This is a genomic window from Sporosarcina sp. D27 (assembly GCF_000586555.1).
GTDB lineage: Bacteria > Bacillota > Bacilli > Bacillales_A > Planococcaceae > Sporosarcina.
In genome coordinates, this window is sequence record NZ_AZUC01000060.1 from 52,376 (window position 1) to 74,004 (window position 21,629).

The 21,629-nt window shown below is 45.8% G+C and carries 23 protein-coding genes; 18 read left to right on the top strand and 5 right to left on the bottom strand.

Features of this window, described 5'->3' with window-relative positions:
• The first annotated feature begins 62 nt into the window (after positions 1–62).
• Positions 63–1,616, top strand: a complete 1,554-nt coding sequence (locus tag N693_RS0116805; protein WP_025785992.1) for a fatty acid--CoA ligase family protein — start codon at positions 63–65, stop codon at positions 1,614–1,616.
• A gap of 67 nt (positions 1,617–1,683) precedes the next feature.
• Here N693_RS0116805 and N693_RS20320 read toward each other — a convergent pair whose 3' ends face one another.
• The gene (locus N693_RS20320; RefSeq protein ID WP_156028958.1) at positions 1,684–1,860 is read right to left on the bottom strand and encodes a hypothetical protein; all 177 of its coding nucleotides are present in this window, start codon (positions 1,858–1,860) and stop codon (positions 1,684–1,686) included.
• Between the two features lie 124 nt (positions 1,861–1,984).
• Here N693_RS20320 and N693_RS19465 point away from each other — a divergent pair, with 124 nt between their 5' ends.
• Together N693_RS19465 and N693_RS0116825 are read left to right on the top strand one after the other, a co-directional pair.
• Positions 1,985–3,694 carry a methyl-accepting chemotaxis protein gene (locus tag N693_RS19465; protein ID WP_025785993.1) on the top strand — a complete coding sequence of 570 codons (1,710 nt, stop codon included), beginning with the start codon at positions 1,985–1,987 and terminating at the stop codon, positions 3,692–3,694.
• A 313-nt stretch (positions 3,695–4,007) separates the two neighbouring features.
• The gene (locus N693_RS0116825) at positions 4,008–5,987 is read left to right on the top strand and encodes a S9 family peptidase (RefSeq protein ID WP_025785994.1); all 1,980 of its coding nucleotides are present in this window, start codon (positions 4,008–4,010) and stop codon (positions 5,985–5,987) included.
• A gap of 61 nt (positions 5,988–6,048) precedes the next feature.
• Here N693_RS0116825 and N693_RS0116830 read toward each other — a convergent pair whose 3' ends face one another.
• Positions 6,049–6,384 carry a hypothetical protein gene (locus tag N693_RS0116830; RefSeq protein WP_025785995.1) on the bottom strand — a complete coding sequence of 112 codons (336 nt, stop codon included), beginning with the start codon at positions 6,382–6,384 and terminating at the stop codon, positions 6,049–6,051.
• Between the two features lie 616 nt (positions 6,385–7,000).
• Here N693_RS0116830 and N693_RS0116840 point away from each other — a divergent pair.
• Positions 7,001–7,294 (top strand): late competence development ComFB family protein, encoded by a 294-nt coding sequence (locus N693_RS0116840; protein WP_172643607.1) that lies wholly within the window; start codon positions 7,001–7,003, stop codon positions 7,292–7,294.
• Between the two features lie 227 nt (positions 7,295–7,521).
• On the opposite strand, the gene N693_RS0116845 is transcribed toward N693_RS0116840, so the two are convergent.
• The gene (locus N693_RS0116845) at positions 7,522–8,331 is read right to left on the bottom strand and encodes a flagellin (RefSeq protein ID WP_025785998.1); all 810 of its coding nucleotides are present in this window, start codon (positions 8,329–8,331) and stop codon (positions 7,522–7,524) included.
• Between the two features lie 109 nt (positions 8,332–8,440).
• Here N693_RS0116845 and N693_RS0116850 point away from each other — a divergent pair, with 109 nt between their 5' ends.
• The gene (locus N693_RS0116850; RefSeq protein ID WP_025785999.1) at positions 8,441–8,827 is read left to right on the top strand and encodes a flagellar protein FliS; all 387 of its coding nucleotides are present in this window, start codon (positions 8,441–8,443) and stop codon (positions 8,825–8,827) included.
• 360 nt (positions 8,828–9,187) lie between these two features.
• On the opposite strand, the gene N693_RS0116855 is transcribed toward N693_RS0116850, so the two are convergent.
• A complete protein-coding gene (locus N693_RS0116855) occupies positions 9,188–9,964 on the bottom strand; it encodes an enoyl-CoA hydratase-related protein (protein WP_025786000.1) in 777 nt (258 codons plus the stop codon).
• A gap of 154 nt (positions 9,965–10,118) precedes the next feature.
• Between N693_RS0116855 and N693_RS0116860 the strand changes: the two genes are divergently transcribed.
• The 12 genes from N693_RS0116860 (at position 10,119) to csrA (ending at position 19,744) form a co-directional block, all read left to right on the top strand.
• Complete coding sequence (locus tag N693_RS0116860) at positions 10,119–11,351, top strand: EAL and HDOD domain-containing protein (RefSeq protein WP_025786001.1); 1,233 nt, start codon at positions 10,119–10,121, stop codon at positions 11,349–11,351.
• Between the two features lie 77 nt (positions 11,352–11,428).
• A complete protein-coding gene (locus tag N693_RS0116865; protein WP_025786002.1) occupies positions 11,429–12,283 on the top strand; it encodes a DegV family protein in 855 nt (284 codons plus the stop codon).
• A gap of 18 nt (positions 12,284–12,301) precedes the next feature.
• Positions 12,302–13,681: a DEAD/DEAH box helicase gene (locus N693_RS0116870; RefSeq protein ID WP_025786003.1), complete on the top strand. Its 1,380-nt coding sequence runs from the start codon at positions 12,302–12,304 to the stop codon at positions 13,679–13,681.
• Complete coding sequence (locus tag N693_RS0116875) at positions 13,678–14,289, top strand: ComF family protein (RefSeq protein WP_025786004.1); 612 nt, start codon at positions 13,678–13,680, stop codon at positions 14,287–14,289. Before N693_RS0116870 ends, N693_RS0116875 begins: the two co-directional genes overlap by 4 nt.
• Before the next feature lie 18 nt (positions 14,290–14,307).
• Positions 14,308–14,721 carry a TIGR03826 family flagellar region protein gene (locus N693_RS0116880; RefSeq protein WP_025786005.1) on the top strand — a complete coding sequence of 138 codons (414 nt, stop codon included), beginning with the start codon at positions 14,308–14,310 and terminating at the stop codon, positions 14,719–14,721.
• Between the two features lie 426 nt (positions 14,722–15,147).
• Positions 15,148–15,417 carry a flagellar biosynthesis anti-sigma factor FlgM gene (gene flgM, locus N693_RS0116890; RefSeq protein WP_025786007.1) on the top strand — a complete coding sequence of 90 codons (270 nt, stop codon included), beginning with the start codon at positions 15,148–15,150 and terminating at the stop codon, positions 15,415–15,417.
• 36 nt (positions 15,418–15,453) lie between these two features.
• Entirely contained in the window at positions 15,454–15,951 is a 498-nt protein-coding gene (locus tag N693_RS0116895) for a flagellar protein FlgN (protein WP_025786008.1), read from the top strand.
• A gap of 13 nt (positions 15,952–15,964) precedes the next feature.
• Complete coding sequence (flgK, locus tag N693_RS0116900; RefSeq protein ID WP_025786009.1) at positions 15,965–17,476, top strand: flagellar hook-associated protein FlgK; 1,512 nt, start codon at positions 15,965–15,967, stop codon at positions 17,474–17,476.
• A gap of 18 nt (positions 17,477–17,494) precedes the next feature.
• Complete coding sequence (gene flgL, locus N693_RS0116905; RefSeq protein ID WP_025786010.1) at positions 17,495–18,421, top strand: flagellar hook-associated protein FlgL; 927 nt, start codon at positions 17,495–17,497, stop codon at positions 18,419–18,421.
• 79 nt (positions 18,422–18,500) lie between these two features.
• Positions 18,501–19,055 (top strand): DUF6470 family protein, encoded by a 555-nt coding sequence (locus N693_RS0116910; RefSeq protein WP_025786011.1) that lies wholly within the window; start codon positions 18,501–18,503, stop codon positions 19,053–19,055.
• A 25-nt stretch (positions 19,056–19,080) separates the two neighbouring features.
• The gene (fliW, locus tag N693_RS0116915; RefSeq protein WP_025786012.1) at positions 19,081–19,524 is read left to right on the top strand and encodes a flagellar assembly protein FliW; all 444 of its coding nucleotides are present in this window, start codon (positions 19,081–19,083) and stop codon (positions 19,522–19,524) included.
• Between the two features lies 1 nt (position 19,525).
• Positions 19,526–19,744, top strand: coding sequence for a carbon storage regulator CsrA (csrA, locus tag N693_RS0116920; protein ID WP_025786013.1), 219 nt, complete (start codon positions 19,526–19,528; stop codon positions 19,742–19,744).
• Positions 19,745–19,768: 24 nt separating this feature from the next.
• Here the strand turns inward: csrA and N693_RS20735 are convergent, their stop codons facing one another.
• Positions 19,769–19,900 (bottom strand): hypothetical protein, encoded by a 132-nt coding sequence (locus N693_RS20735; protein ID WP_256378146.1) that lies wholly within the window; start codon positions 19,898–19,900, stop codon positions 19,769–19,771.
• A gap of 361 nt (positions 19,901–20,261) precedes the next feature.
• On the opposite strand from N693_RS20735, the gene N693_RS0116925 reads away from it, so the two are divergent.
• On the top strand, positions 20,262–21,428 hold the full coding sequence (locus N693_RS0116925) for a flagellin (RefSeq protein WP_025786014.1): 1,167 nt from the start codon (positions 20,262–20,264) through the stop codon (positions 21,426–21,428).
• Positions 21,429–21,629 lie beyond the last annotated feature (201 nt).

Consider the following 21,629-nt stretch of genomic DNA (forward strand, 5'->3'; position numbering starts at 1 on the left):
TATATACTAATAGTTGATGATAATGAATGATTATTCATTCAACTATGAAGGGTGGTACTACGATGAATTTAGTAGAAAGAGTCCGGGCAACCGCTAAATCACAGCCTGGAAAAACAGCTTATCACTTTACAGGTAAGGATACATCGTACGCAGAATTTGACCAATCGGTCGCACTATTTGCATCCGCTTTAAAAGACCTAGGAGTGAACAAAGGTGATCACGTCGCTTTGTTACTCGGCAATACACCACATTTTCTTATATCGCTATATGCAACCATGCGATTAGGCGCAACAGCAATTCCGGTAAATCCCATCTATTCACCAGATGAAATCTCGTACATTCTGCAAGATAGCGATACAAAAGTAGTCATTGCGCTTGAACAACTACTTCCACTCGTTGAAGCAGCATCTGTTCACCTCCCAGCAATTGAACATTATATTGTGTGTGAGACAACTGGGGAGACAAGTGAAAAAGTCAGTGCATTATCTGCTGGAGCAAAAGCGAAAACACACTTGTTCAGCCAAGTGCTTAGAAGTGGAAATCCTGATATGGAGCCAGTTGCTGTCGATGAAAATGAAACCGCTATCATTTTGTATACATCTGGTACGACAGGGCGTCCAAAAGGGGCTATGTTGACCCACCAAAATTTGTATTCAAACGCTAGTGACGTTGGAGAGTACCTCGGATTTTCGTCTGAAGACCGCGTCATCGCAACGTTGCCAGTGTTTCACGTGTTCGCACTGACTGTTGTTGTCAATGCACCTCTCGTCAAAGGAGCAACGATTGTCCTGATGCCAAGATTCAGCCCGGCTGAAGTGTTCAAGGCAGTGAAAGAACAGCAAGCGACAATCTTTGCGGGTGTGCCGACGATGTACAACTTCATGGTGCAATATCCGGAAGCGACGCGAGAAGACTTTTCGTCGATTCGACTCGCAATTTCAGGTGGGGCGTCCCTTCCAGTTGCACTCCTTGAAAATTTCGAAGAGAAGTTCCAAGTGAAAGTGTCGGAAGGATACGGTTTGTCGGAAGCGTCGCCAGTGACATGTTTTAATCCACTACATCGTGAACGCGTTCCGGGTTCAATCGGAACAACGATCTTGAATGTGAAGAACAAAGTGGTGGATGAGCTTGGAGATGAAGTACCTGTTGGACAAGTGGGCGAACTCATTGTCCAAGGTGACAATGTCATGAAAGGCTATTACAAGATGCCTGAAGAAACAGCAGCTGCCCTTCGTGACGGGTGGTTGTACACAGGCGATCTCGCACGGAAAGACGAAAATGGCTACTTTTACATAGTCGATCGCAAGAAAGACTTGATCATTGTTGGTGGGTATAATGTCTATCCGCGCGAAGTAGAAGAAGTATTGTTCACCCATCGTGACCTCGTCGAAGCAGCAGTGCTCGGCGTACCAGATCCCGATTTCGGTGAAGAAGTTCTTGCATATGTGGTCGCAAAAGAAGGTGCAGATGTGACTGAAGAGCAGCTGATCGCATTTTGCGAGAAACGTCTCGCAAAGTACAAAGTGCCAAAGCATATCGAATTTTTGGATGAACTACCGAAGAATACAACCGGCAAAATCTTGCGCCGTTCTTTGAAAGATTACGTGAAAGTTTGACGGCTAGTTGGTTAAATGCAAGGGGCGCGCATTTGCGTCCTCTTTTTTGTGTTCAGAAAGACTGGGGCTATCCGCCCGTTCCCGAGATGAACCCGCTCGTTTCCATGGTGAACCCGCTCATTTCAGCTTGGGACCCGCCCGTTCTCGTGATGAACCCGATCGTTTCGGCGCGAAACCCGCCCGTTCCCATGAGAAACCCGCTCATTACGCCATGCAACTTACCTGTTTTTAAACAGAACTTCAAACCTCATTTTAAGGTTCCACGCACACCCTTGCGAATATATTAAAAATTCACACGTATGTCGAAACTCTATAAGCTTTGGTCGATATATACGCTATATACTAAAAGTATCAAAAGGGGGTGCCTTATGAAAAAGTCGGTTAGAGGAAAATTGAATGCTGTTTTCGGAACTATTTTGGTCTTGATCCTAGTGCTTGGAAGTATTGGTGTGGTTAGTTCGTACAGGTTGAATGAGAACACAAAGGCTATCGATGAAGGGGTTCTGCCGAAGATTCAATACAACAACGAACTCGAGCAAACGGTGCAACAAATGCTAAGTGCTACGCAGCGTCATCTCGTGTCGAAAGATCGACCTTTTGAAGAGAAATATGAGGAAGAAATTGCATCCAACCAAGAACAATTGCAAGCGACAGAAACCGCTTATAAGAAAGCGTTATCATCAAACGAACAACAAACTTACAATGCGGTGCAAGGTCAACTAGATACCTATAACAATCAAATCAAAGAATTATTGCAAACAAGCAAAGCTGGAAATAAACAGAAAGCTATCCAAAACTCCTATGAAACTGGCGCTACTATCGATGCCTTGAGAAGTGACTTACTTGCGCTTGAACAGGCACATAAAGATGAATTAACAGCAATCGAAGAAGAAGGACAAGTTTTATACTTAAGTGTTCTTATTACAATGATTGTCGGTGCGATCCTAGGCATCGTCATTGCAGGATTTGGCATTCGCTATTTGCAAAGTAAAATCCAAAAACCGATCACAAGCATCACGAATCGGATGAATGCAATGGCGGAAGGTAAATTGACGCCGGAACCTCTGGAAGTAGGAGATCCAGACGAAATTGGACAATTGACACGGGATGCCAACACGCTATCCGACAACTTATATCGAATCATTGCAGAACTACAGACGACGATTGCTACAATAGCTTCGACATCTAGTGAATTAACAGCAAGTGCAGATGAAACTGCGCAAGCTTCGACACAAATTACGGAAGAGATTGTCGGCATATCGGAAGGTTCATCCGAACAATTGGAATACACACATTCAACGACGACAATCGTTTCTGAAATTACTCAAGGTATGGATCAAACCGCAACGGCGATTCATACAGTATCGGACCTTGCAATTTCCACAACGGAAGAAACGCAAAATGGTACAGCGTTCATGGAGCAAACCGTTCGAAAAATTGAGGAAGTTCAAGCATCCACGAATCATACGGCAAGTGTGGTGCATGAACTCTCCAAGAGATCTGAGAAGATTGGGAGTATCGTTGAACTCATTACAAAGATTGCGGGGCAGACGAATTTGCTAGCTTTGAATGCTTCAATTGAAGCGGCTCGCGCAGGAGAGCATGGGAAGGGATTCGCTGTTGTTGCGGGGGAAGTCGGGAATTTGGCGTCGGAGTCTGCGCAAGCGGCGAGTGAAATCAACCGTCTGATCGGAGAAATCCAAATGGAAGTGAAGAGCGTACAACAGGCGACGACAGTGACAAAGTCGAATGTCGAAGAAGGGTTGTCGATGGCGAATCGTTCAGGCGAGCGTTTCCATGAGATCGCGAAGATGATTGGTGAGGTGTCAGCCCAGACGGAGGAAGTGTCTGCGATTAGTGAGGAGATCAATGCAAGTACGCATTCGATGAAGTCGCTTGTTGGTCAAGTGGAGGAGTTGTCGGAGCGGTCTGAGGGCAGTGCGCAAAATATTGTGGCAGCGGCTGAGGAACAGAATGCGACGATGGAGGAAATTTCGGCTAGTGCGCATGTGTTGAGTGATATGGCGGAGTCGCTGAAGACGATGATTGATGTGTTTGAGTTGGAAACTGGGAGATAGGAAAGTAGATAGTTGATAGTAGACAGATGTTGATTTAAACTTCATGCGGACGCTTTCCGAGGGGCTCGATTTCAGCCTCCTCGGTTCGCTTTGCTCCCTGCGGGGTCTTCAATCTTCGCTTGTCCCTCCGGAGTCGCCGCATTGCGTTTCAATCAACGGTTGTTGTTGGAAATGGGTTTCCAACTCAAACAGGTGGGGAGGAAGAAAAAAGAGAAACCCAAACCCAAACCCGAAAAACTCTCAGAAAAAGTTTTTAGATTAAGAGGGAAAGTCTTCCGGGTGTCGAAATAGATGGCATTAGGGAGGAATGAAGATGACAGGTAGACAGATGGTTCGGCAAGAGGATTTGTTTGAATTGAAGTCGGTGACGAATCCGGTGTTGTCTCCGGATGCTTCTGAAGCGGTGTTTATTGTGACGCAGATCGATAAAGAAGAGAATGCGTATCATGCGCATTTGCATCATCTTGATGTGGAGTCTGGTAGTGCGATGCAGTGGACGTATGGGAAAGAGCGGGTTTCTCAACCACAATGGTCACCTGACGGGAAGCGTGTCGCATTTTTATCGACGCGTGATGAAAAGAACCAGCTGTTTGTTATGCAAGTTGCTGGAGGAGAAGCCCGCCGTTTGACGGACTATGAGACGGGTGTGAATAGCTTTTTATGGGCACCCTGCGGAACGAAAGTCTGGCTAACCAGCACATTGGAAGACGGAAAGACGTTTACAGATAAAGAAGAGAAAGACGAAAAGAAACAACCTGAAGCGCTTCGCGTCACAACGATGAAATATAAAGCGGACGGGGCAGGATTTGTGAAAGAGGATCGTCATTCGCAGATCGGTTGTCTCAATCTTGAAAGCGGAGAAATTACAGCGTTCACAGAAGATCCATTCCATCATTCTTTGCAAGCGGTGTCGCATTGCGGAAAGAAACTCGTTGTGGGCGTGAATCGCGCGGAAAACAAAGATTTCGACTTCCGCCAGCCATTAATACTTGTTGACGTTGAAACGAAAGAAGAAACGGTTCTTGTCGACGAACAAGGCTATTTTGGTGGTGCTTCATTTTCAGAAGATGATCGCTATATTGCCTATGGCGGTTCGGATCGGACGTTTGAGAACGCGACTCACTCTGACCTGTATGTCTATGACTGTGAAAACAAGACGACACTTAATCTAACAGAAGCACTCGATGCGCCTCTTGGGGATGCGGTAGTCGCGGATCATCAGCAAGGGTCGAATCCACCAGAAGCGGTTTGGACGGAAGGCAATTACTTGTACTTCCAAGTGACGACGATGGGGGATGTCCGACTGTATTTCGCAGATTTGGAAGGCAGCTTGTATCCTGCATCCCCTGAGTCGGAGCATGTCTACGATTATGATGTGGCTAAAAATGGACAGTTCGCAATCGTAGCCGTAAGTACTCCGGTGAACCCAGGCGAATTGTATCGTCTTGACATTTTAACGGGGGAACGCAAAGCATATACAACATTCAATGAAAACTATGTAGCAGACACACTATTAGTACAGCCAGAAGCCATTCAATTAGAAGGCGCTGGAGGCTTTGACGTACATGGTTGGCTGATGAAACCTGCAAACTATGAAGCGAGCAACACGTATCCGCTCGTTGTCAACATCCATGGCGGTCCACACGCGATGTACGGCAATTCGTTCTTCCACGAAATGCAAGTGCTAGCGGCAAAAGGGTGGGGGGTTCTCTACATCAACCCACGCGGTAGTCATGGCTATAGCCAAGCATTTGTCGACGCAGTGCGTGGCGATTATGGTGGTGGAGATTACCAGGATATTATGGATGCAATTGATGATGTATTAAAAAATAATAGCTGGATCGATAAAGACCAGCTCGGTGTGACAGGCGGAAGCTATGGCGGATTCATGACGAACTGGATTGTTGGCCACACGGATCGATTCAAAGCCGCTGTTACACAACGTTCCATTTCCAACTGGATCAGTTTCTTTGGAGTTTCAGACATCGGATATTATTTCAGTGACTGGCAAATCAAAGCAGACATGACAGATGTCGACACTTTGTGGAAACATTCGCCGCTGAAATACGCAGAGGATGTAAAAACACCTCTGCTCATTCTTCATTCAGAAAATGACTTACGCTGTCCGATTGAACAAGCTGAGCAGCTGTACATCACTTTGAAAAGCATGAAGAAGGAAACCGAATTCGTTCGGTTCCCGGAGTCCGACCACAACTTGTCCCGAACAGGAAAACCAAACTTGCGGATCACGCGATTGAAAGAGCTGACGGGATGGTTCCAAAAGTATTTATGACATAGGGAAAACGCCTGTCCCGCAAAGGGGACAGGCGTATTTTGATGAGGAGGGGAAGGGGTTAGCGTTTGCAGCATTCTCCACCAACGTGTGGACCTGAGTGTCCTGAATCGATTTCGATACCTGCTTTGATTTTCTTAACAATCGCTTCCTCGATACAACAAACTTCTTTTAACAAATCTGCGACCGCTTTATTGAACTCGATTTTTTCGCGTGGAGAAGTATCATTGTCGTTGAATTCGCGGAATTTTTCTACTTCCTCGAACAAAATTAAAGTAACTGCGAATTCTGTTAACAAAGCAGAAATGATAGTGATCTCACCTAATGTGACGCGAGGATTATTTAGAGATCCTGCAGCTGCTTCTTGAAGTTGATTAAGCATTTTAGAGTGTTCCATAGTCATTCACCTCCTTTAAATGTGATGCGTCCGGACAATTCTAGTATATGTCGCTAGTTTCACAAGAGTTGGACAACCGTCCGTGGACAATCTTCTCAAGTGGATGTGGATGTGTTATTGATTAACATGTCGAGGGAGGTTGGTTCTACTAGTCCGTACATTACTAGTGTATGTCTTTCTTTTGAGGAGAGTTGGACAACTGTCAATGGACAATCATCTCAATGGGTTGTGCCTTTTTAGCTTGAAATCTGCGTCGATTGGAATGGGGGTTTTTCGTCCGAACACTATTACTATATGTTGCTTGTTCGCTGGCAGTTGGACGAGCGTCCTGGGACAACTGTCCGATTGAGCCAAAGTACTGATGTGAGTGCGTTTCAAGCATGTTTCATCCGAACACTTCTACTATATTCCACTATTGAAATAGAGAAGGGACAGATGGCTGTGGACGAACTTCTTATGGGGACTAGGAATTTCAGCAAAACAAAAGCGATTGCAACTATTTAGGAAGTATTGTAGGATGAACGTATTAGAAAACCTGTCCAGACTTTTCCAGATTCCTTGAAGGCTTGGATAGCTACATATAGTCTTGAAGGAGATTCGAATGGAGGAGAACGAAGTGGGAGTCCACAATGTAATGGAAGATGTCGTTCGTGATACCTTGTTGTCGTATAAGAATAAAATGAATCTTACGTGTGACTGCGAGCAGTGCTTGAATGATATTTCGGCACTCGCCCTCAATGAGTTGCCACCCCGGTACATTGCTAACTCAAAATATAGTCCGTATGTCCGTGCGACCCATGAAGCGGATCATCAAGGAATCACCAATATTATAGCCATCATCGCTAAATCAGCAGCTCTTGTTTCGCAGAGCCCACGCTGTGAGACGTTTGCCATGAAAAAAGGGCAGTAAAAAAACACCGAAGCGATTGTGGCTTCGGTGTTTTTTCTTCACTAGCAATATAATTCACGGTGTCGATTTCCGCTTCTGGCGGACGCGGCCTACAGGATGTAGGTCATGCAACCGTTGCGGCAGGACGTCGCGAACTTAGGTTGTTTCCATTGGTATCCCTCCGGAGTAGCCGCCATCCGCTTCAATCAACGGGACTGTCTTGAATCACTAGATATTGACATTAAAGTTTATTTCAACAATCCAAGTGATTCCTGCAATGTACTATTGACATGTTTGATCAATAACTCGTCGCCTTTTTTTCGGATGTCGGATCCGACAAAGTCCATCATCTCTCTCGCCATATCGGCGTCTTCTAACAGGGATAACGACTTATTCAAGTTCACTTCAAAAACGCCAGCGTTCGTTAGATGATGTTCTAACGATTCCATTTGCGAACCGATTTTTGTGAGGTATCCTGTCACTGTCCCTAACGCTTGATCAATCGTACTAATCAGCTTGTCTGCGTCCTCCTGCGTCGCTAGTGATGCGCCGCCAAGCCCAATCGCATCTGTATGGACGTCAAACAAGCTAATCTTCATATGCTGCGAGGCGTTTCCACCTACTTGAAGCGTTAGCTCGCTATCTTCTCCGAGAATCTTCATCGTATTGAACTCGAGCTTATCCGCTGTATCATTAATCGCAGCAAAAATCTGTTCCAGTTCCAATCCGCTTGCTACACGGTCTGAATCCGTAAACGTGCCATTCGCAGACTGAACCGCCAATTCACGTGCTCGTTGCAACAGGCCGTTGACGTTGTTCATCCCTTCGTTGGATGATTCGAGAACAGACAATCCGTCTTGCATATTGCGCTGGGCTTGTGAAATCCCGCGGATCTGTGCGCGCATCGTCTCAGAAATCGCAGAGCCCGCCGCATTATCGGCACTCGTTGCAATTTTTAATCCGCTACCTAGATGGCGTAACGACTTCTCAATCTGCTTATCGTTCCGCACTCCGCGGTTCGCTGCCATCTGTATTTGTTCGTTGCTATTTATACGCACGTGGCTCACCTCATTTATGTAAATAATGGCTTCTCATATTATATCGACCGAAAGTCATGAAATTGAATGCTAACTTGCCGATATAGAAAGAAGAACGGAGGCGGAGTGGATGATCACTGTCAAACAAGCGGTTACAGCCTATCGCAAAATGAATGCCAAATCGCTACCGCCACTTACTGCGGTATGCCAAGCACTGGCAGCAATCGACCAGCAATTGGATGCTTCGCTTCACCATCTCGAACAAAACGACAAACGCTGGCGGGACGGACTCCTACAAGCCCAACAATTGGTCTTCGAATTAATGGCAATGACCGACGCTACTTCTGTAGAAGGCGAGCGATTGCTGACACTCTACATTTATGCAAATCAAACTCTAGTGACTGCATCGCTCAAAGCGGACGTGGATGCTATTTCGGAAGCACAGGCGATCGTGAGGAACCTACATACCGATTGGCAACATGCAAAGAAGAAGCAAGTGCATACATCGTATATATAAAAAGCTGCCCGCGGAGGTAGCTTTTTTGTATGGAGAGTGATGGTAGCGGGCGGGTGCGGAGAGGAAACGAGCGGGTACGGAGGTGAAACGATCGGGTGCGGAGGTGAAATGATCGGGTGCGGAGGTGAAACGATCGGGTGCGGAGAGAAAACGAGCGGGTGCGGAATGGAAACGGGCGGGTACGGAGGTGAAACAAGCGGGTGCGGAGAGGAAACGAGCGGGTGCGGAGGTGAAACGAGCGGGTACGGAGAGAAAACGAGCGGGTACCAAGAAAAAACGAGCAGGTACAGCGAATCTGCTCCTCCATCCCCACACAAAAACACGAATCTACCACAAAGCAGATCCGTGTGTCCCTCCCTCTTATCTCCCTTTAAACTCCGGCTTCCTCTTTTCCGCAAACGCATTCAACGCTTCAATTCGATCCTCGGTCGGAATCGTGATTTCATACGCCTTTCGTTCAATCGTAAGTCCCGTCCCAAGATCCGCCTTCATTCCTTGTTTTATCGCAAATTTCGCTTGTTGCACTCCAATTGGCCCATTTGCGAGAATTTTGTCGGCAAATGCCTGTGTCTCTTCTTTCAATACAGTATCTTCGACAGTACGCGTCACGAGTCCGCACAATGCGGCAGCAGATGCGCTCAATCGCTGTGCGGTCAAAATGAGCTCAAGCGCTTTTGCTTCTCCTACGAGACGCGGTAAACGCTGGGTTCCTCCAGCACCTGGAATGATCGCAAGACCCGTTTCCGTCAGTCCCATAACAGCGGACATTGCAGCGAATCGGAAATCGCAAGCAAGCGCGAGTTCCATCCCACCACCAAACGCGAAGCCATTGATCATCGCGATTGTAGGCTGCGGTAGCTGATCAATCATCGTGAAAACGTCTCCGATTTTGTTCAAATTGCGTTTCACGTCAACGTCCGTTAACGTCTTTCGTTCTTTTAAATCTGCCCCTACACTAAGCGCGCGGTCCCCAGCTCCTGTTAGTACAACAACACGTACTTCAGGATCAATGCGAAGTTGCTCGACCGTTTCACCAAGTTCGCGAATCATGTCGTAATTGAACGCATTCATCGAATCAGGTCGATTCAACGTTACCCAAGCGAGTCCATTTTTCTTTTCCAATAAAATTGTTTCCATTCCATACACCCCCGAAATCATTGAATACTCTTAAAACATATCATTTCAAAGAATTTGAAGCCAGAAGAAGGATATTATAGTAAAATATCAAACTTGCAAGTTAGTGCTAATTTGCTACAATATAGGAAAATGGACTAAGTTAGGTGGAATCCCAGTGGACGCAAGTGTATTTGTAGGCAGACAGCCGATTTTAGATCGTAATGGAAACCTTTTCGGCTATGAACTTTTATATCGCAACAGTGAAGTGAACCGGTTTCCAAACGTCAATCCAGAAAAAGCGACAATCGGTGTATTAGTCAATACATTTCTCACGATCGGTGTCGATCGCGTTTCGGGGACATATCCTTCTTTCATCAACTTTACGGGTGAGTTGTTGGCACAAGATCTGTATGACCATCTCAATCCAGCGAGAGTCATTATCGAAGTGTTGGAAGATGTCGAAATTACGCCGACACTTCTTACAAAACTACGGAAATTGAAAAACCAAGGCTTTCGTATCGCACTGGATGACTTTGTCCTTACAAAGCAATATGAAGTCGAAAAAGGATTGTTTGAAATTATCGATTTCATCAAAGTCGATTTCATCCAATCAGATCGACAAGAACGCGAACGGATTCAAAATTTCGTACGTGTCTATCCGAATGTTCAATTGCTAGCTGAAAAAATTGAAACTGAAGCCGAATTTGAGGAAGCGAAAAAAGCGGGATACACGCTCTTTCAAGGATATTTCTTCGCAACTCCTGAAATCGTAAAGGGTGCTGAAGTCCCTGCGATTGACGAGCACAATTTCCGCATTATGGACCGACTGAATACCGAGCTCCCGAGTGTGCAGGAAGTGGCGGGACTCATTACGCAAGATATGTCACTCACTTACAAACTACTTCGCTTCATCAACACATATGCGTTTGGGATTCCAAGAAAAATTACATCTATCCAACAAGCGATCGTCCTCATTGGATTGCAAGAAACAAAAAAATGGCTCTACATCATTACACTCCATCAAATGGGTGTTGGGCAAGGGAAAGGGAGAACGAAAGTACTTGTCGATTATTCGCTTGTCCGAGCGAAATTGTGTGAGCTACTTGCAAAACGAAATGGACACCAAAACTCGGACGAATTTTTCTTAGTAGGCATGTTTTCGATGTTGGATGCGATATTACATCGTGATTGGCACGAAATTGAACACGATATTCCTCTTTCGGATGAAGTAATGAAAACATTAATGGGGCAAACGACAAAGATGACCCCGTTCCTTCAAATCGCGATTGCTGTCGAACGTCTCGACTTGCCACAGATGAAAGTGCTATGTAAGGAACTTGACATCCCGTTGAACGATTTGTGTGTGTATTCCCAAGAAGCGATCCGTTGGGGACGTCAGCTTGACTAAAAAAATTTTACTTTTCATCGCATTGCATTTCCCAATTCTAGCGCAATTCGTTAGAATGAGGAAAGGAGTTGATGAGAGTGAAAATTGCAGTTGTTACAGACAGTACGGCCTACTTACCCGAAGACTTGCGCAAGCGGCTACAGATCCATATTGTTCCGCTCGCAGTAACAATAGATGGACAAGATTATGACGAAGAAATCGATTTAACCTCTAAAGAATTTTACGACAAAGTACGTGGAGATGGACCGTTACCGAAAACTTCGCAACCGTCCGTCGGCCAATTCGCAGCGAAGTTCAACGAATTGAAAGACGCAGGTGCAGAGGGAATTATTTCTATTCACTTGTCGAGTGGCATCAGTGGTACATACGCTGGCGCCATCCAAGCGGGCGAGTTGGCTGCAAACTTGGACGTTCGTGTTTTCGATTCGGAAATCTCTTGTTACATGCAAGGGTTCTACGCGATTCGTGCAGCGGAACTGGCACAAGCAGGCGCTTCGATGAGCGACATTATGAGCGAACTCGCAGACATGAAACAAACGATGCGTGCGTATTTCATGGTCGATGATTTGTCTCACTTGCAACGTGGTGGCAGACTATCCAGTGCACAAGCATTAATTGGCGGCCTACTACAAGTGAAACCTATTCTACATTTTGTCGATAAAGTCATTGTGCCTTTCGAGAAAATCCGGACACGTAAAAAAGCGATGAAGCGGATCGCAGACATGCTCGCTGAAGACGCAGCGAAAATGCCTCTTGAAGCCTCCATCATTCATGGAAATCAACCTGAAGAGGCGGAACTTTGGCTAGCAGAATTGAGCGAACGTCTGCCAGATGTCAAATTCACCATCAGTCATTTTGGTCCTGTTATCGGTACTCATCTCGGTGAAGGTGCCATGGGACTCGGTTGGGTCAAACGGAAAACGAACAATTAAACAGTAGGGGGTGTGCGGATGAACAAACCATTCGATCCGGCCGTCAGAGACTTTCTGGACGGTCGCATTTGGTTGCGCCAGCACACGCCTTTTTCTGTGGAAATAATCAACGAGCATATTGAGAGTGGAATGATTGAAACGACTCCCGGAGTCACAATGAAAAAAGGATTGTTCGGGCAAATTAGCTGTAAATGTATTCGATGCGAAAACGAAGACCCTCAACTATTCACCTCGTTCGATTGTCTGCAATGCGAAGGTCCATGTGCGTATTGCCGTAACTGCCTGCAAATGGGAAGAGTCTCCGTTTGTACGGAACTCATCGTCTGGAATGGCCCACGTACCTTGTATCCGACAGAACACGCTTTAGCCTGGGAAGGTACATTGACGAAACACCAAAAACGTGCTTCTGAAGAGTTATATGAAAGTACGGTGAGGGCTCGTCCGCACCTAATTCACGCAGTTTGTGGATCCGGAAAAACGGAAATTTTGTTTGAACCGATACATAAATTACTAGTAGCAGGCAAACGCATATGCATAGCAGCACCTCGCGTCGACGTTATATTAGAACTTGAACCACGACTACGCGCAGCATTTCCATCGACAAAACTGGAAGCATTGTATGGAGGGGCAGATGTCAAAGCATTCGAAGCCCAACTTATCCTAGCAACCACCCATCAGCTTTACCGATTTTGCCATGCATTCGACGCGATTTTTGTCGACGAAGCCGATGCTTTTCCATATACTGCAGAGAAAACCCTTCAGCACGCCGTCCGAAAAGCTGCAAAACCAGCTGCACCAATCCACTTCGTCACCGCAACACCATCAGACAAATTACTGGCAGACATCAAGAAAAAAGGGGCAGTCTCGACCATCTATCGTCGCTATCATGGTCACCCACTCCCTGGCCCACGATATGAACCACTCTGGAATTACTCCAAAGAGCTAGCCAAAGGAAAAATACCGAAAGCACTTGAAAACTGGATCATACAACGGCTCGATCTGAACGAACCATTCCTAGTATTCTTTCATGAAATTGAACTAATGATGAAAGCAGAACAAGCCATCCGGCAACTGGACGATCGAATCCGAGCAGTCCATTCTGCACACCCTGACCGTAAACAGCACGTCCAAGCCTTGCGTGCTGGGAAGATACCGGGTTTGCTGACGACAACGATCTTAGAACGGGGTATAACTATTAAAAACATTCAAGTGGCAGTAGTGGGTGCTGAACAATCCATATTTGACGCTGGCGCACTCGTTCAAATCGGAGGTCGTGTTGGTCGAAATGTGAACCATCCGTCAGGCGAATTTGTGTTGTTTCATAATGGAATCAGTTATGCAATGGACCACGCGCGTCGGGAAATAAAGCGGCTGAATGCTGGAGGGGATCAACCATGAACCCATGCTTACTTTGTATGAAACCAATTTCGGAAGTTGCCTCCTGGCAATCGTTCTTCGCTTTAGAAAAGAAAAAGACACTTTGTGACGACTGTTCAAAACGCTTCGTTCGTGCCGACATAAAGGAAGAAGGGGACGTATTAGATGCCGTTCATTCTCTGTACGAGTACGACGAAGCAATGCGGGATTGGCTCCATCAATACAAGTTCCTGCAAGATGTAGCACTTGCACAAGTGTTCTCAAACGAACTGCGACGGGCATTTTCAAGCACGGATACAATCGTTCCCATACCAATGCATCCAGAACGTGCAAGGAGCAGGACATTTGCTCACGTGGAAACGTTATTGGATGGTGCAAAAAGACCCTATGTGCAGTTACTGGCTAAGACCAATACAAGTGTCATGGGGGAAAAGTCCAGACATGAGCGATTGAACATGGAACAGTTGTTTGAACTCATACCGGGGGCAGTTGTACAACCGATCACGTATCGATTGGTGGACGATATTTATACGACGGGAACGACGTTGCGTCAGGCAGCAACCGTCTTGAAACAAGCAGGCGCCGCAAGGGTAGAAGCAGTATCCCTGATTCGATCAATTCAGAAATAAGTACAGGAGGAACTACAAATGGCAGAACTAAGACATTGCCCATCATGTGGCGATTTTTTCAACTATACCGGTGTGCGTGAAGTGTGCGGGAAATGTGGGATGAATGAAGAACGAATATACGAAGAAGTATACCGTTTCTTAAGGAAAAGAGAAAACCGTGCAGCTACGATCGAACGTATCGTCGAAATGACAGAAGCAACAGAAGATATGCTTCACAAATGGGTACGAAAAGGTCGCTTGCAACCAGCTTTGTTTCCGAATCTAGGCTATCCATGCGATAATTGTGGGAAGCTGACTTCTAAAGGGAAACTGTGTGACGAATGTACAGCAGACTTAAAACAAGATTTAAAAACGTTTGAAGCAGCTACGGAGTTCCGTGAAGCGATTCAACAGAAAGAACAAAGGACGTATCTCTCAGAACGTAAAAAATGATCAATTGGCAGTTCTAGGGGTCATACAATGACTGTGTGGGATTGCCATTAATTTTTCTGGAATTTTAGATTAGCGACGCAAAAAGCGTCCAATAGGATCCTTTGATTGAAGTGAAAGACGGCGACTCCGGAGGGAACAGCGAAGATTGAAGACCCTGGACTGAGCGGAGCGAAGGAAGCGGCTGAAATCGAGCCCCTCGGAAAGCGTCCGTCTGTAACGTAAATCAAGACAGTCTAATATCCACTACTAATGAAATAGTTTTATTACTCTAAGAATGGGTATGTGTAAAGCGCTACCAATCCAGTAGGTAATGAGATGTGGATATCCGGAAAACTGTAATTTCGTACGAAAGACCCTTCAACTACTCGGAATTCAACCGAAATAGTTACTAACAGCCAATAAATTTCGAAAGGAGCGAGAACAGACATGAAGATTACAAACAATAACATTCCTCCGGTAAACCCTTATCGGACGAACCAAGTGAAGAACGAACAAACTAAGAACGACACAGCTGTTAAGAAAGATCGTCTAGAAATTTCAAAAGAGGCCAAGCAACTTTCCGAACCGAGCCCGATTACGTCACAACGTAACGAAAAAGTCAGCGCATTGAAAGCACAAATCCAAGCTGGCACGTATAAGGTCGACGCGGAACAGCTCGCTTCCGATCTGATCGGCTATTACCAACCGAAACAATAAGCGAGCGCACTTAACTTGAAGAAAGCAGGGAATACCATGCCAATCGAAATGATTCTAGGGCAGCTCGACCAATTAGAGAAGCTTCATAGAAGCCTGCTGCGCATCGCAAACGAAAAAACAACACTCATCAAGAAAAATGACATCAGCGGACTCGATCAGCTACTAAAAGACGAGCAAGCCCATCTCGCTGCAATCTTGCAGACAGACAAAGCCCGCGAAACAGCAGTCGCTGCGTTTTTCACCGAACAAGGACGTCCGGTACCGCTACAACCGACAATCACAGATGTACTCAACATCATCCAAGAGCCTGAACACACTCAGCTCAAGGAGGCGAAGGACCGTCTCCTGCACGCGATTCATGAATTGAAATGGCAGAACGACTTAAACCAGAAGCTTACCTATCAATCGCTTCAATTTGTGAATCTGTCGCTGGACATGGTCCGTCCACGGACCGAATCCGTGAACTACTCAAAAAAAGAAATACAAGGCAAACCACTAACAGAGAAAATCGCATCATTCGATTCGCAAGCTTGAGGAGGAAATCATCATGGGCTCAACATTTATGGGACTAGAAACAAGCAAACGCGGCCTGCAAACCCAGCAGTCCGCTCTTTATACGACAGGACATAACATCAGTAATGCGAATACGCTTGGTTATTCGCGCCAGCGTGTCAATATGCAGGCTACTAGTGGATTCCCTGGTGTGGGAATGAATGCTGGAACAATACCTGGTTTCTTGGGAACCGGAGTTCAAGCAGGATCCATTCAAAGGATTCGAGATAGTTTCGTGGATCAACAATACCGCGGAGAGTCTAACAAACTCGGCTACTGGGATACTCGTTCAAACGCGATCAGTCAAGTTGAGGATATTATGAATGAACCTTCTGAATACGGATTGCAGAAATCACTCAGCCAGTTTTGGAGCAGTTTAGAAGACTTAGCCGTGCACCCTGAAAATGGCGGAGCCCGCAAAGTCGTCATTGAACGTGGCAATGCTGTAGCAGATGCTTTCAACTATATGAACAAGTCATTGAAAGAGTTAAAGACCAATGCTGGCCAAGAACTGGATATTGCAGCAAAAGACATCAATTCAATTTTAAAACAAATTGCGGGTCTAAATGAACAGATCAGTAGTATTGAGCCTAATGGCTACTTACCAAACGATTTATATGACGCACGGGATTCGTTGATTGATGAGCTTTCAAGTTATTTACCGATTGAAGTGAGCTACACGAAATCAGGCGGGAATGCTTCAGCAGTTGCAGAAGGTTCCGTGACGATTAAGTTGAAATCAAATGATGCGAATACAACTATGAATCTTGTATCAGGCAAAGAACATACGACGATGACAGTAAACAAAACTGGTGAAGCCGTTACTGGTGTTTCTTTTTCTAAAGAAGGTGGCGGAACTTATGACCTTGCTGTAAAAGATATGATAAATACAGGAAGCATTAAGTCGCTTGTAGATACTTTCGGTTATGATGATGGAACAGGTGTGAAAGGTCTACTTCCGGATATGATTGGGAAGTTGGATAGGATGGAAAAAGCCTTTGTGAAAGCCTTCAATGATCAGCACAAAGAGGGGTATCAGCTAAATTCAGCGAATAAGGGAGAAGACTTCTTTATCAAAAATGCTGACGGAAAACTGGAAGTAAATAGTGACATCATTAAGGACCCGTCTAAAATCGCAGCTTCTTCTGCGGAAAACGCAGAAGGAAATGGAGATAACGCGAAGAAACTCGGAGGAATCCAATTTGTTGGGATAGATGGAGAAGGGGAAGGCCAATTGGGCGGTGCTACGATCCAAACCTACTTCCAGGGGATAATCGGTGAACTCGGCGTTGACGGGGAGCAAGCAGCTAAAATGAAATTCAACTCAGAAACGCTCATGATTTCAGTATCGAATCGTCGTGATTCCATCAGTGCCGTATCACTTGATGAAGAAATGACAAACATGATCACATTCCAGCAAGCCTACAACGCCTCTGCACGTATGGTCACGGTTGTCGATGAAACGCTAGACAAAATCATAAACGGTATGGGTGTTGTCGGTAGATAATAAGGAGGAATCATAGAAATGCGTGTTACACAATCGATGCTTTCAAATAATATGCTCCGTAACTTAACATCAAGCTATAGTAAAATGGGCAAACTCAACGATCAGTTAACTACCGGGAAGAAAGTGAACCGTCCATCCGATGACCCTGTCGTAGCTATGCGTGGACTAGGCTACCGTATGCAAGTAGACAAAGTGGCACAGTATCAGCGTAATATTGGTGAAGTGAATAACTGGCTCGATAGTACGGATGATGCACTTGATAAGGTCGGTCAAGCATTGCACCGCACGAAAGAACTTGTTACAAACGCTGCAAACTCGGGAGCTATGACAGATGCAGACCGTGAGAAAATTAAATCTGAGTTAGATCAACTTCGCAAACAAATTCAAGATACAGCGAATACCAAAGTTGGAGACAAATATATTTTTAGTGGGACGAAGACTGGTAGTGCACTTTATGATAAAACTCTTGTAGATGACGGCAATGGAAATATGGTTGAAAAAGGCTATCCTGAAATTAGTACGGATACAGACCCAGCAGGTGCACTCACTGCGTTTGAGTCAGATGTGAATATAAATGTTTTCGATGGTGTACAGTTAAATGTTAACTCAAATTCAGCAAAGCTATTCAAAGACATAGAGGCTATGTTTAAAAGTTTCGATGATCCTGATGTTGATTTCGATGCTGCAATTGGAAAAGTTGATGGCATGATGGACGATCTCTTGACTGAACGTGCAGATGTAGGAGCACGACAAAATAGGGCAGAACTTATGAATGATCGCTTAGAAACTCAAGAAGTAATTGCTACTAAGCAAATGTCCGTGAATGAGGATATCGATTACGAAAAGGTCATTACTGAAATGATTACACAAGAATCAGTACATCGTGCAGCTCTTTCAGTTGGTGCACGAATCATTCAGCCTTCACTCGTGGATTTCTTAAGATAATAGTAGATTCTGCACAAGATGTGCCGGGTACTCATGTGCCTGGCATTTGTTGTTTCACATATAGAAGGAGGTGCCAATCATGCAAATGCCACAACTCCAAATCCAAACAACACCTGGTAAATTAGGTCTAAACATCGAAATGCCAGTTCAGCAAATCGAACAACCAAGAGCGATAATCGACCAACAACAACCCGCTGCCATATTAGAGATTTCAACTACAAAGCCTCAGCTATCATTAGATACCACTGCAGTACGTGAAGATATTGATATGAAGAGTGTCTTTAAACGTACTGAAGAATACGCTCAACTGGGACGACAAGCAGCATTAGACGGAGTGGGAAGGCGAGCGGTAGAGGGACAGCAGCTATTGAGGATAGAAAACGGTGGCAATGCAATTGCAGACTTAGCGAAGCAAAATGGCACACCGCCTCCAGCACCTTTAGGTATTCGATTTGTTGCCAATCGCTCTAAAATACTGATGTCGATTTCACCAGGAACAACAACTGTCAACGTCACACCGCAGAAACCAGTGTTCAACGCCCAAGTGAACAAACTGATCCACACGTACACACCCGGCAAAGTGACCGGCACCATGGAACAGTACCCATCCATCCAGATCGACTGGAAAGGATAATCCGTACACCGAAGGAGACACCCGCATGACCATCCAGACCAAATTCCACGGCGAACTCGACCTGGACACACTCACGCAATGGACATTCCCGAAAGGGCTGCCCGGCCTTGAAGACGAAACCGCATTCGTCCTCCTGCCGATTGAAGGCAACGACAGCTTCCAGGTCATGCAGTCCGTCCGCACACCCGCCGTCGCGCTCATCGTCGCGAACCCATACACCGTCGTCAGCGACTACTCGTTCGCCATCGACGACCCGACACTCGAACTGCTCGGCATCGACACCCAGGAAGACCTCATGATCTTGTCCGTCATGTCCATGAAAGACCCATTTAACGCATCGACCATCAACCTGCAGGCGCCGCTCATCTTCAACATCCAGAACCATACCGCCAAGCAGATGATCCTGAACGACAGCAACTACAGCCTGCGCACCCCAATCGGCGTACCGGCACAAAAGGGGGCACGCTGACATGCTCGTCCTCTCCCGCAAACCGAATGAATCCTTAAAAATTGGCGACAACATCGAACTCAAAATCATCGAAATCAAAGGCGACTCAGTCCGCATCGGCATCGAAGCCCCCAAATCCGTCGAAATCCTGCGCGGCGAACTCGTCGCCTCCATCTCCGAAAATAACACCGAAGCCATCGAAATCGACCTTAGCCTCTTCAACCAACTGAAGAAAAACTAAAAAATGAGCCCACCTGGCTCTTTTTTAGTTTCCAGCACTTCCTCCAGGTGTACCTGTGCCTGACATCCATTCGCGCACCTCAGCTAATTGTGGCACGCACAGCGTACCTGGGTAGAATGGGACTGCTGGCCACGCGCTCCATCCAGTAGAACCCATCCTTGCCAAAACCACCGGACCATATATGCGGGGCTATCCCGCTGTTTAACGGCTCACCCATTCAAAGGGTGCCAGCCTGTCACCCAATTCGCGGAATAACGCGAATGGTATTACAGGCTGGCACCCGCCGCAAGAAAGTAAACGTGCCAAGTCCACGCATACCTAACCGCATTCCTCCCTCTCTCCACAAAGAGAAAAATATCCAAAATCTTTCTTGAAAAACGCTAAACAATAATGGACCACTTCCGATACTAATACTGTAAGCAAGAGAAGGATGGTTCGGCCGGCATCCCGATTGCGCAAACAAAAAACAAACGGGTCACAAGGACGTGAACCCTCACAACTCAAGGAGGAAACAACAATGATTATCAATCATAACATCGCAGCAATGAACACTCACCGCCAACTGGGAGCTAACAATACTAGCGCATCGAAAAACCTCGAAAAGTTGTCTTCTGGTCTGAAAATTAACAAAGCTGGAGACGACGCTGCTGGTTTGGCAATCTCTGAAAAAATGCGCGGACAGATTCGTGGTTTGGACATGGCTCAAAAGAACGCTCAAGATGGCATTTCTTTGATCCAGACTGCTGAAGGTGCATTGAATGAAACTCATGATATTCTTCAGCGTATGCGTGAATTGGCAGTGCAATCTTCAAACGATACTAATAATGATGCTGACCGTGCTGAACTTCAAAAAGAAGTTGATCAGTTAGCTCAAGAAATCACACGAATTTCCGACAATACAGAATTCAACACCAAGAATCTTCTTGGGAAAAATGGAGAAGCAGGTTTCTCAGGTAAGTTCCATATTGGCGCAAACACTGGGCAAGATATCAGTCTGGATATTAAGAACATGAGTGCTGATTCATTGAAAGTTGAAGGAGTTGCTTCTGCAGCTGTAGCTTCAACAGGCTCAATTCAAGGAATTAACGTTTCAGGCGATAATGGAACTAACTACACTGTAAACATTGTTCAAGGTACAGGAAACAACGTAACAGCAGGAGCTGCAATTGACGGAAATACAATTACAGTGACACTAGGTACTGATGGAACTGGGGTAGCTCAAGATTCAGATTTAACAGCCGTAGCTGGTTTCATTAATGGTCTAAATGGAGTTACTGCTGCTGTTGACGCGGGGGCTACTGCTGCAACAGTTGCTGTAGCTGGTACTGCAACACTTACAGGCGGTAAGGCAGAAGTAACTGCAGAGGATGCAAAGCTTAAAGGAATTGATATTTCATCACAAGCATCTGCATCGGCGGCAGTAAAAACAATTAATGACGCTATTGAAACAGTTTCTGCAGAACGCTCGAAACTCGGTGCAACTCAAAACCGCCTGGAGCACACAATCAACAACCTCGGAACTTCTTCCGAAAACTTGACTGCAGCTGAATCACGCATCAGGGATGTTGATATGGCGAAAGAAATGATGTCGTTCACAAAGAATAACATCCTGACTCAAGCAGCACAAGCTATGCTGGCTCAAGCACAACAGAGTTCGCAAGGAGTTCTCCAACTTCTTCGATAATGTTGTACGGGCGTCTTATCTGGTAACGGATAAGAGCATCACTGGGTGAATTGCTGGAACCTCCTGAGAGCTCTTCTGCCACAGCGCAACTGGAAACGGTAAACGCGATGGCCTGAAAAACGATGAGATTGGACAATCAGCAGCGAAGCCTCTGTCGGGAAACCGTGGGGAACGTTCAACGACTAGGATAGACCGTCTACG

What these genes read in the sequence shown, in the direction of transcription:
- N693_RS0116895 (WP_025786008.1), top strand. Translation starts at nt 15,454, where the DNA reads ATGCCAATCGAAATGATTCTAGGGCAGCTCGACCAATTAGAGAAGCTT.
- N693_RS0116870 (WP_025786003.1), top strand. Translation starts at nt 12,302, where the DNA reads ATGAACAAACCATTCGATCCGGCCGTCAGAGACTTTCTGGACGGTCGC.
- N693_RS0116850 (WP_025785999.1), top strand. Translation starts at nt 8,441, where the DNA reads ATGATCACTGTCAAACAAGCGGTTACAGCCTATCGCAAAATGAATGCC.
- flgK (WP_025786009.1), top strand. Translation starts at nt 15,965, where the DNA reads ATGGGCTCAACATTTATGGGACTAGAAACAAGCAAACGCGGCCTGCAA.
- flgL (WP_025786010.1), top strand. Translation starts at nt 17,495, where the DNA reads ATGCGTGTTACACAATCGATGCTTTCAAATAATATGCTCCGTAACTTA.
- N693_RS19465 (WP_025785993.1), top strand. Translation starts at nt 1,985, where the DNA reads ATGAAAAAGTCGGTTAGAGGAAAATTGAATGCTGTTTTCGGAACTATT.
- N693_RS0116830 (WP_025785995.1), bottom strand. Translation starts at nt 6,384, where the DNA reads ATGGAACACTCTAAAATGCTTAATCAACTTCAAGAAGCAGCTGCAGGA.
- N693_RS0116910 (WP_025786011.1), top strand. Translation starts at nt 18,501, where the DNA reads ATGCAAATGCCACAACTCCAAATCCAAACAACACCTGGTAAATTAGGT.
- N693_RS0116925 (WP_025786014.1), top strand. Translation starts at nt 20,262, where the DNA reads ATGATTATCAATCATAACATCGCAGCAATGAACACTCACCGCCAACTG.
- flgM (WP_025786007.1), top strand. Translation starts at nt 15,148, where the DNA reads ATGAAGATTACAAACAATAACATTCCTCCGGTAAACCCTTATCGGACG.
- N693_RS0116805 (WP_025785992.1), top strand. Translation starts at nt 63, where the DNA reads ATGAATTTAGTAGAAAGAGTCCGGGCAACCGCTAAATCACAGCCTGGA.
- N693_RS20735 (WP_256378146.1), bottom strand. Translation starts at nt 19,900, where the DNA reads ATGGGTTCTACTGGATGGAGCGCGTGGCCAGCAGTCCCATTCTACCCA.
- N693_RS0116880 (WP_025786005.1), top strand. Translation starts at nt 14,308, where the DNA reads ATGGCAGAACTAAGACATTGCCCATCATGTGGCGATTTTTTCAACTAT.
- csrA (WP_025786013.1), top strand. Translation starts at nt 19,526, where the DNA reads ATGCTCGTCCTCTCCCGCAAACCGAATGAATCCTTAAAAATTGGCGAC.
- N693_RS0116875 (WP_025786004.1), top strand. Translation starts at nt 13,678, where the DNA reads ATGAACCCATGCTTACTTTGTATGAAACCAATTTCGGAAGTTGCCTCC.
- N693_RS0116855 (WP_025786000.1), bottom strand. Translation starts at nt 9,964, where the DNA reads ATGGAAACAATTTTATTGGAAAAGAAAAATGGACTCGCTTGGGTAACG.
- N693_RS0116825 (WP_025785994.1), top strand. Translation starts at nt 4,008, where the DNA reads ATGACAGGTAGACAGATGGTTCGGCAAGAGGATTTGTTTGAATTGAAG.
- fliW (WP_025786012.1), top strand. Translation starts at nt 19,081, where the DNA reads ATGACCATCCAGACCAAATTCCACGGCGAACTCGACCTGGACACACTC.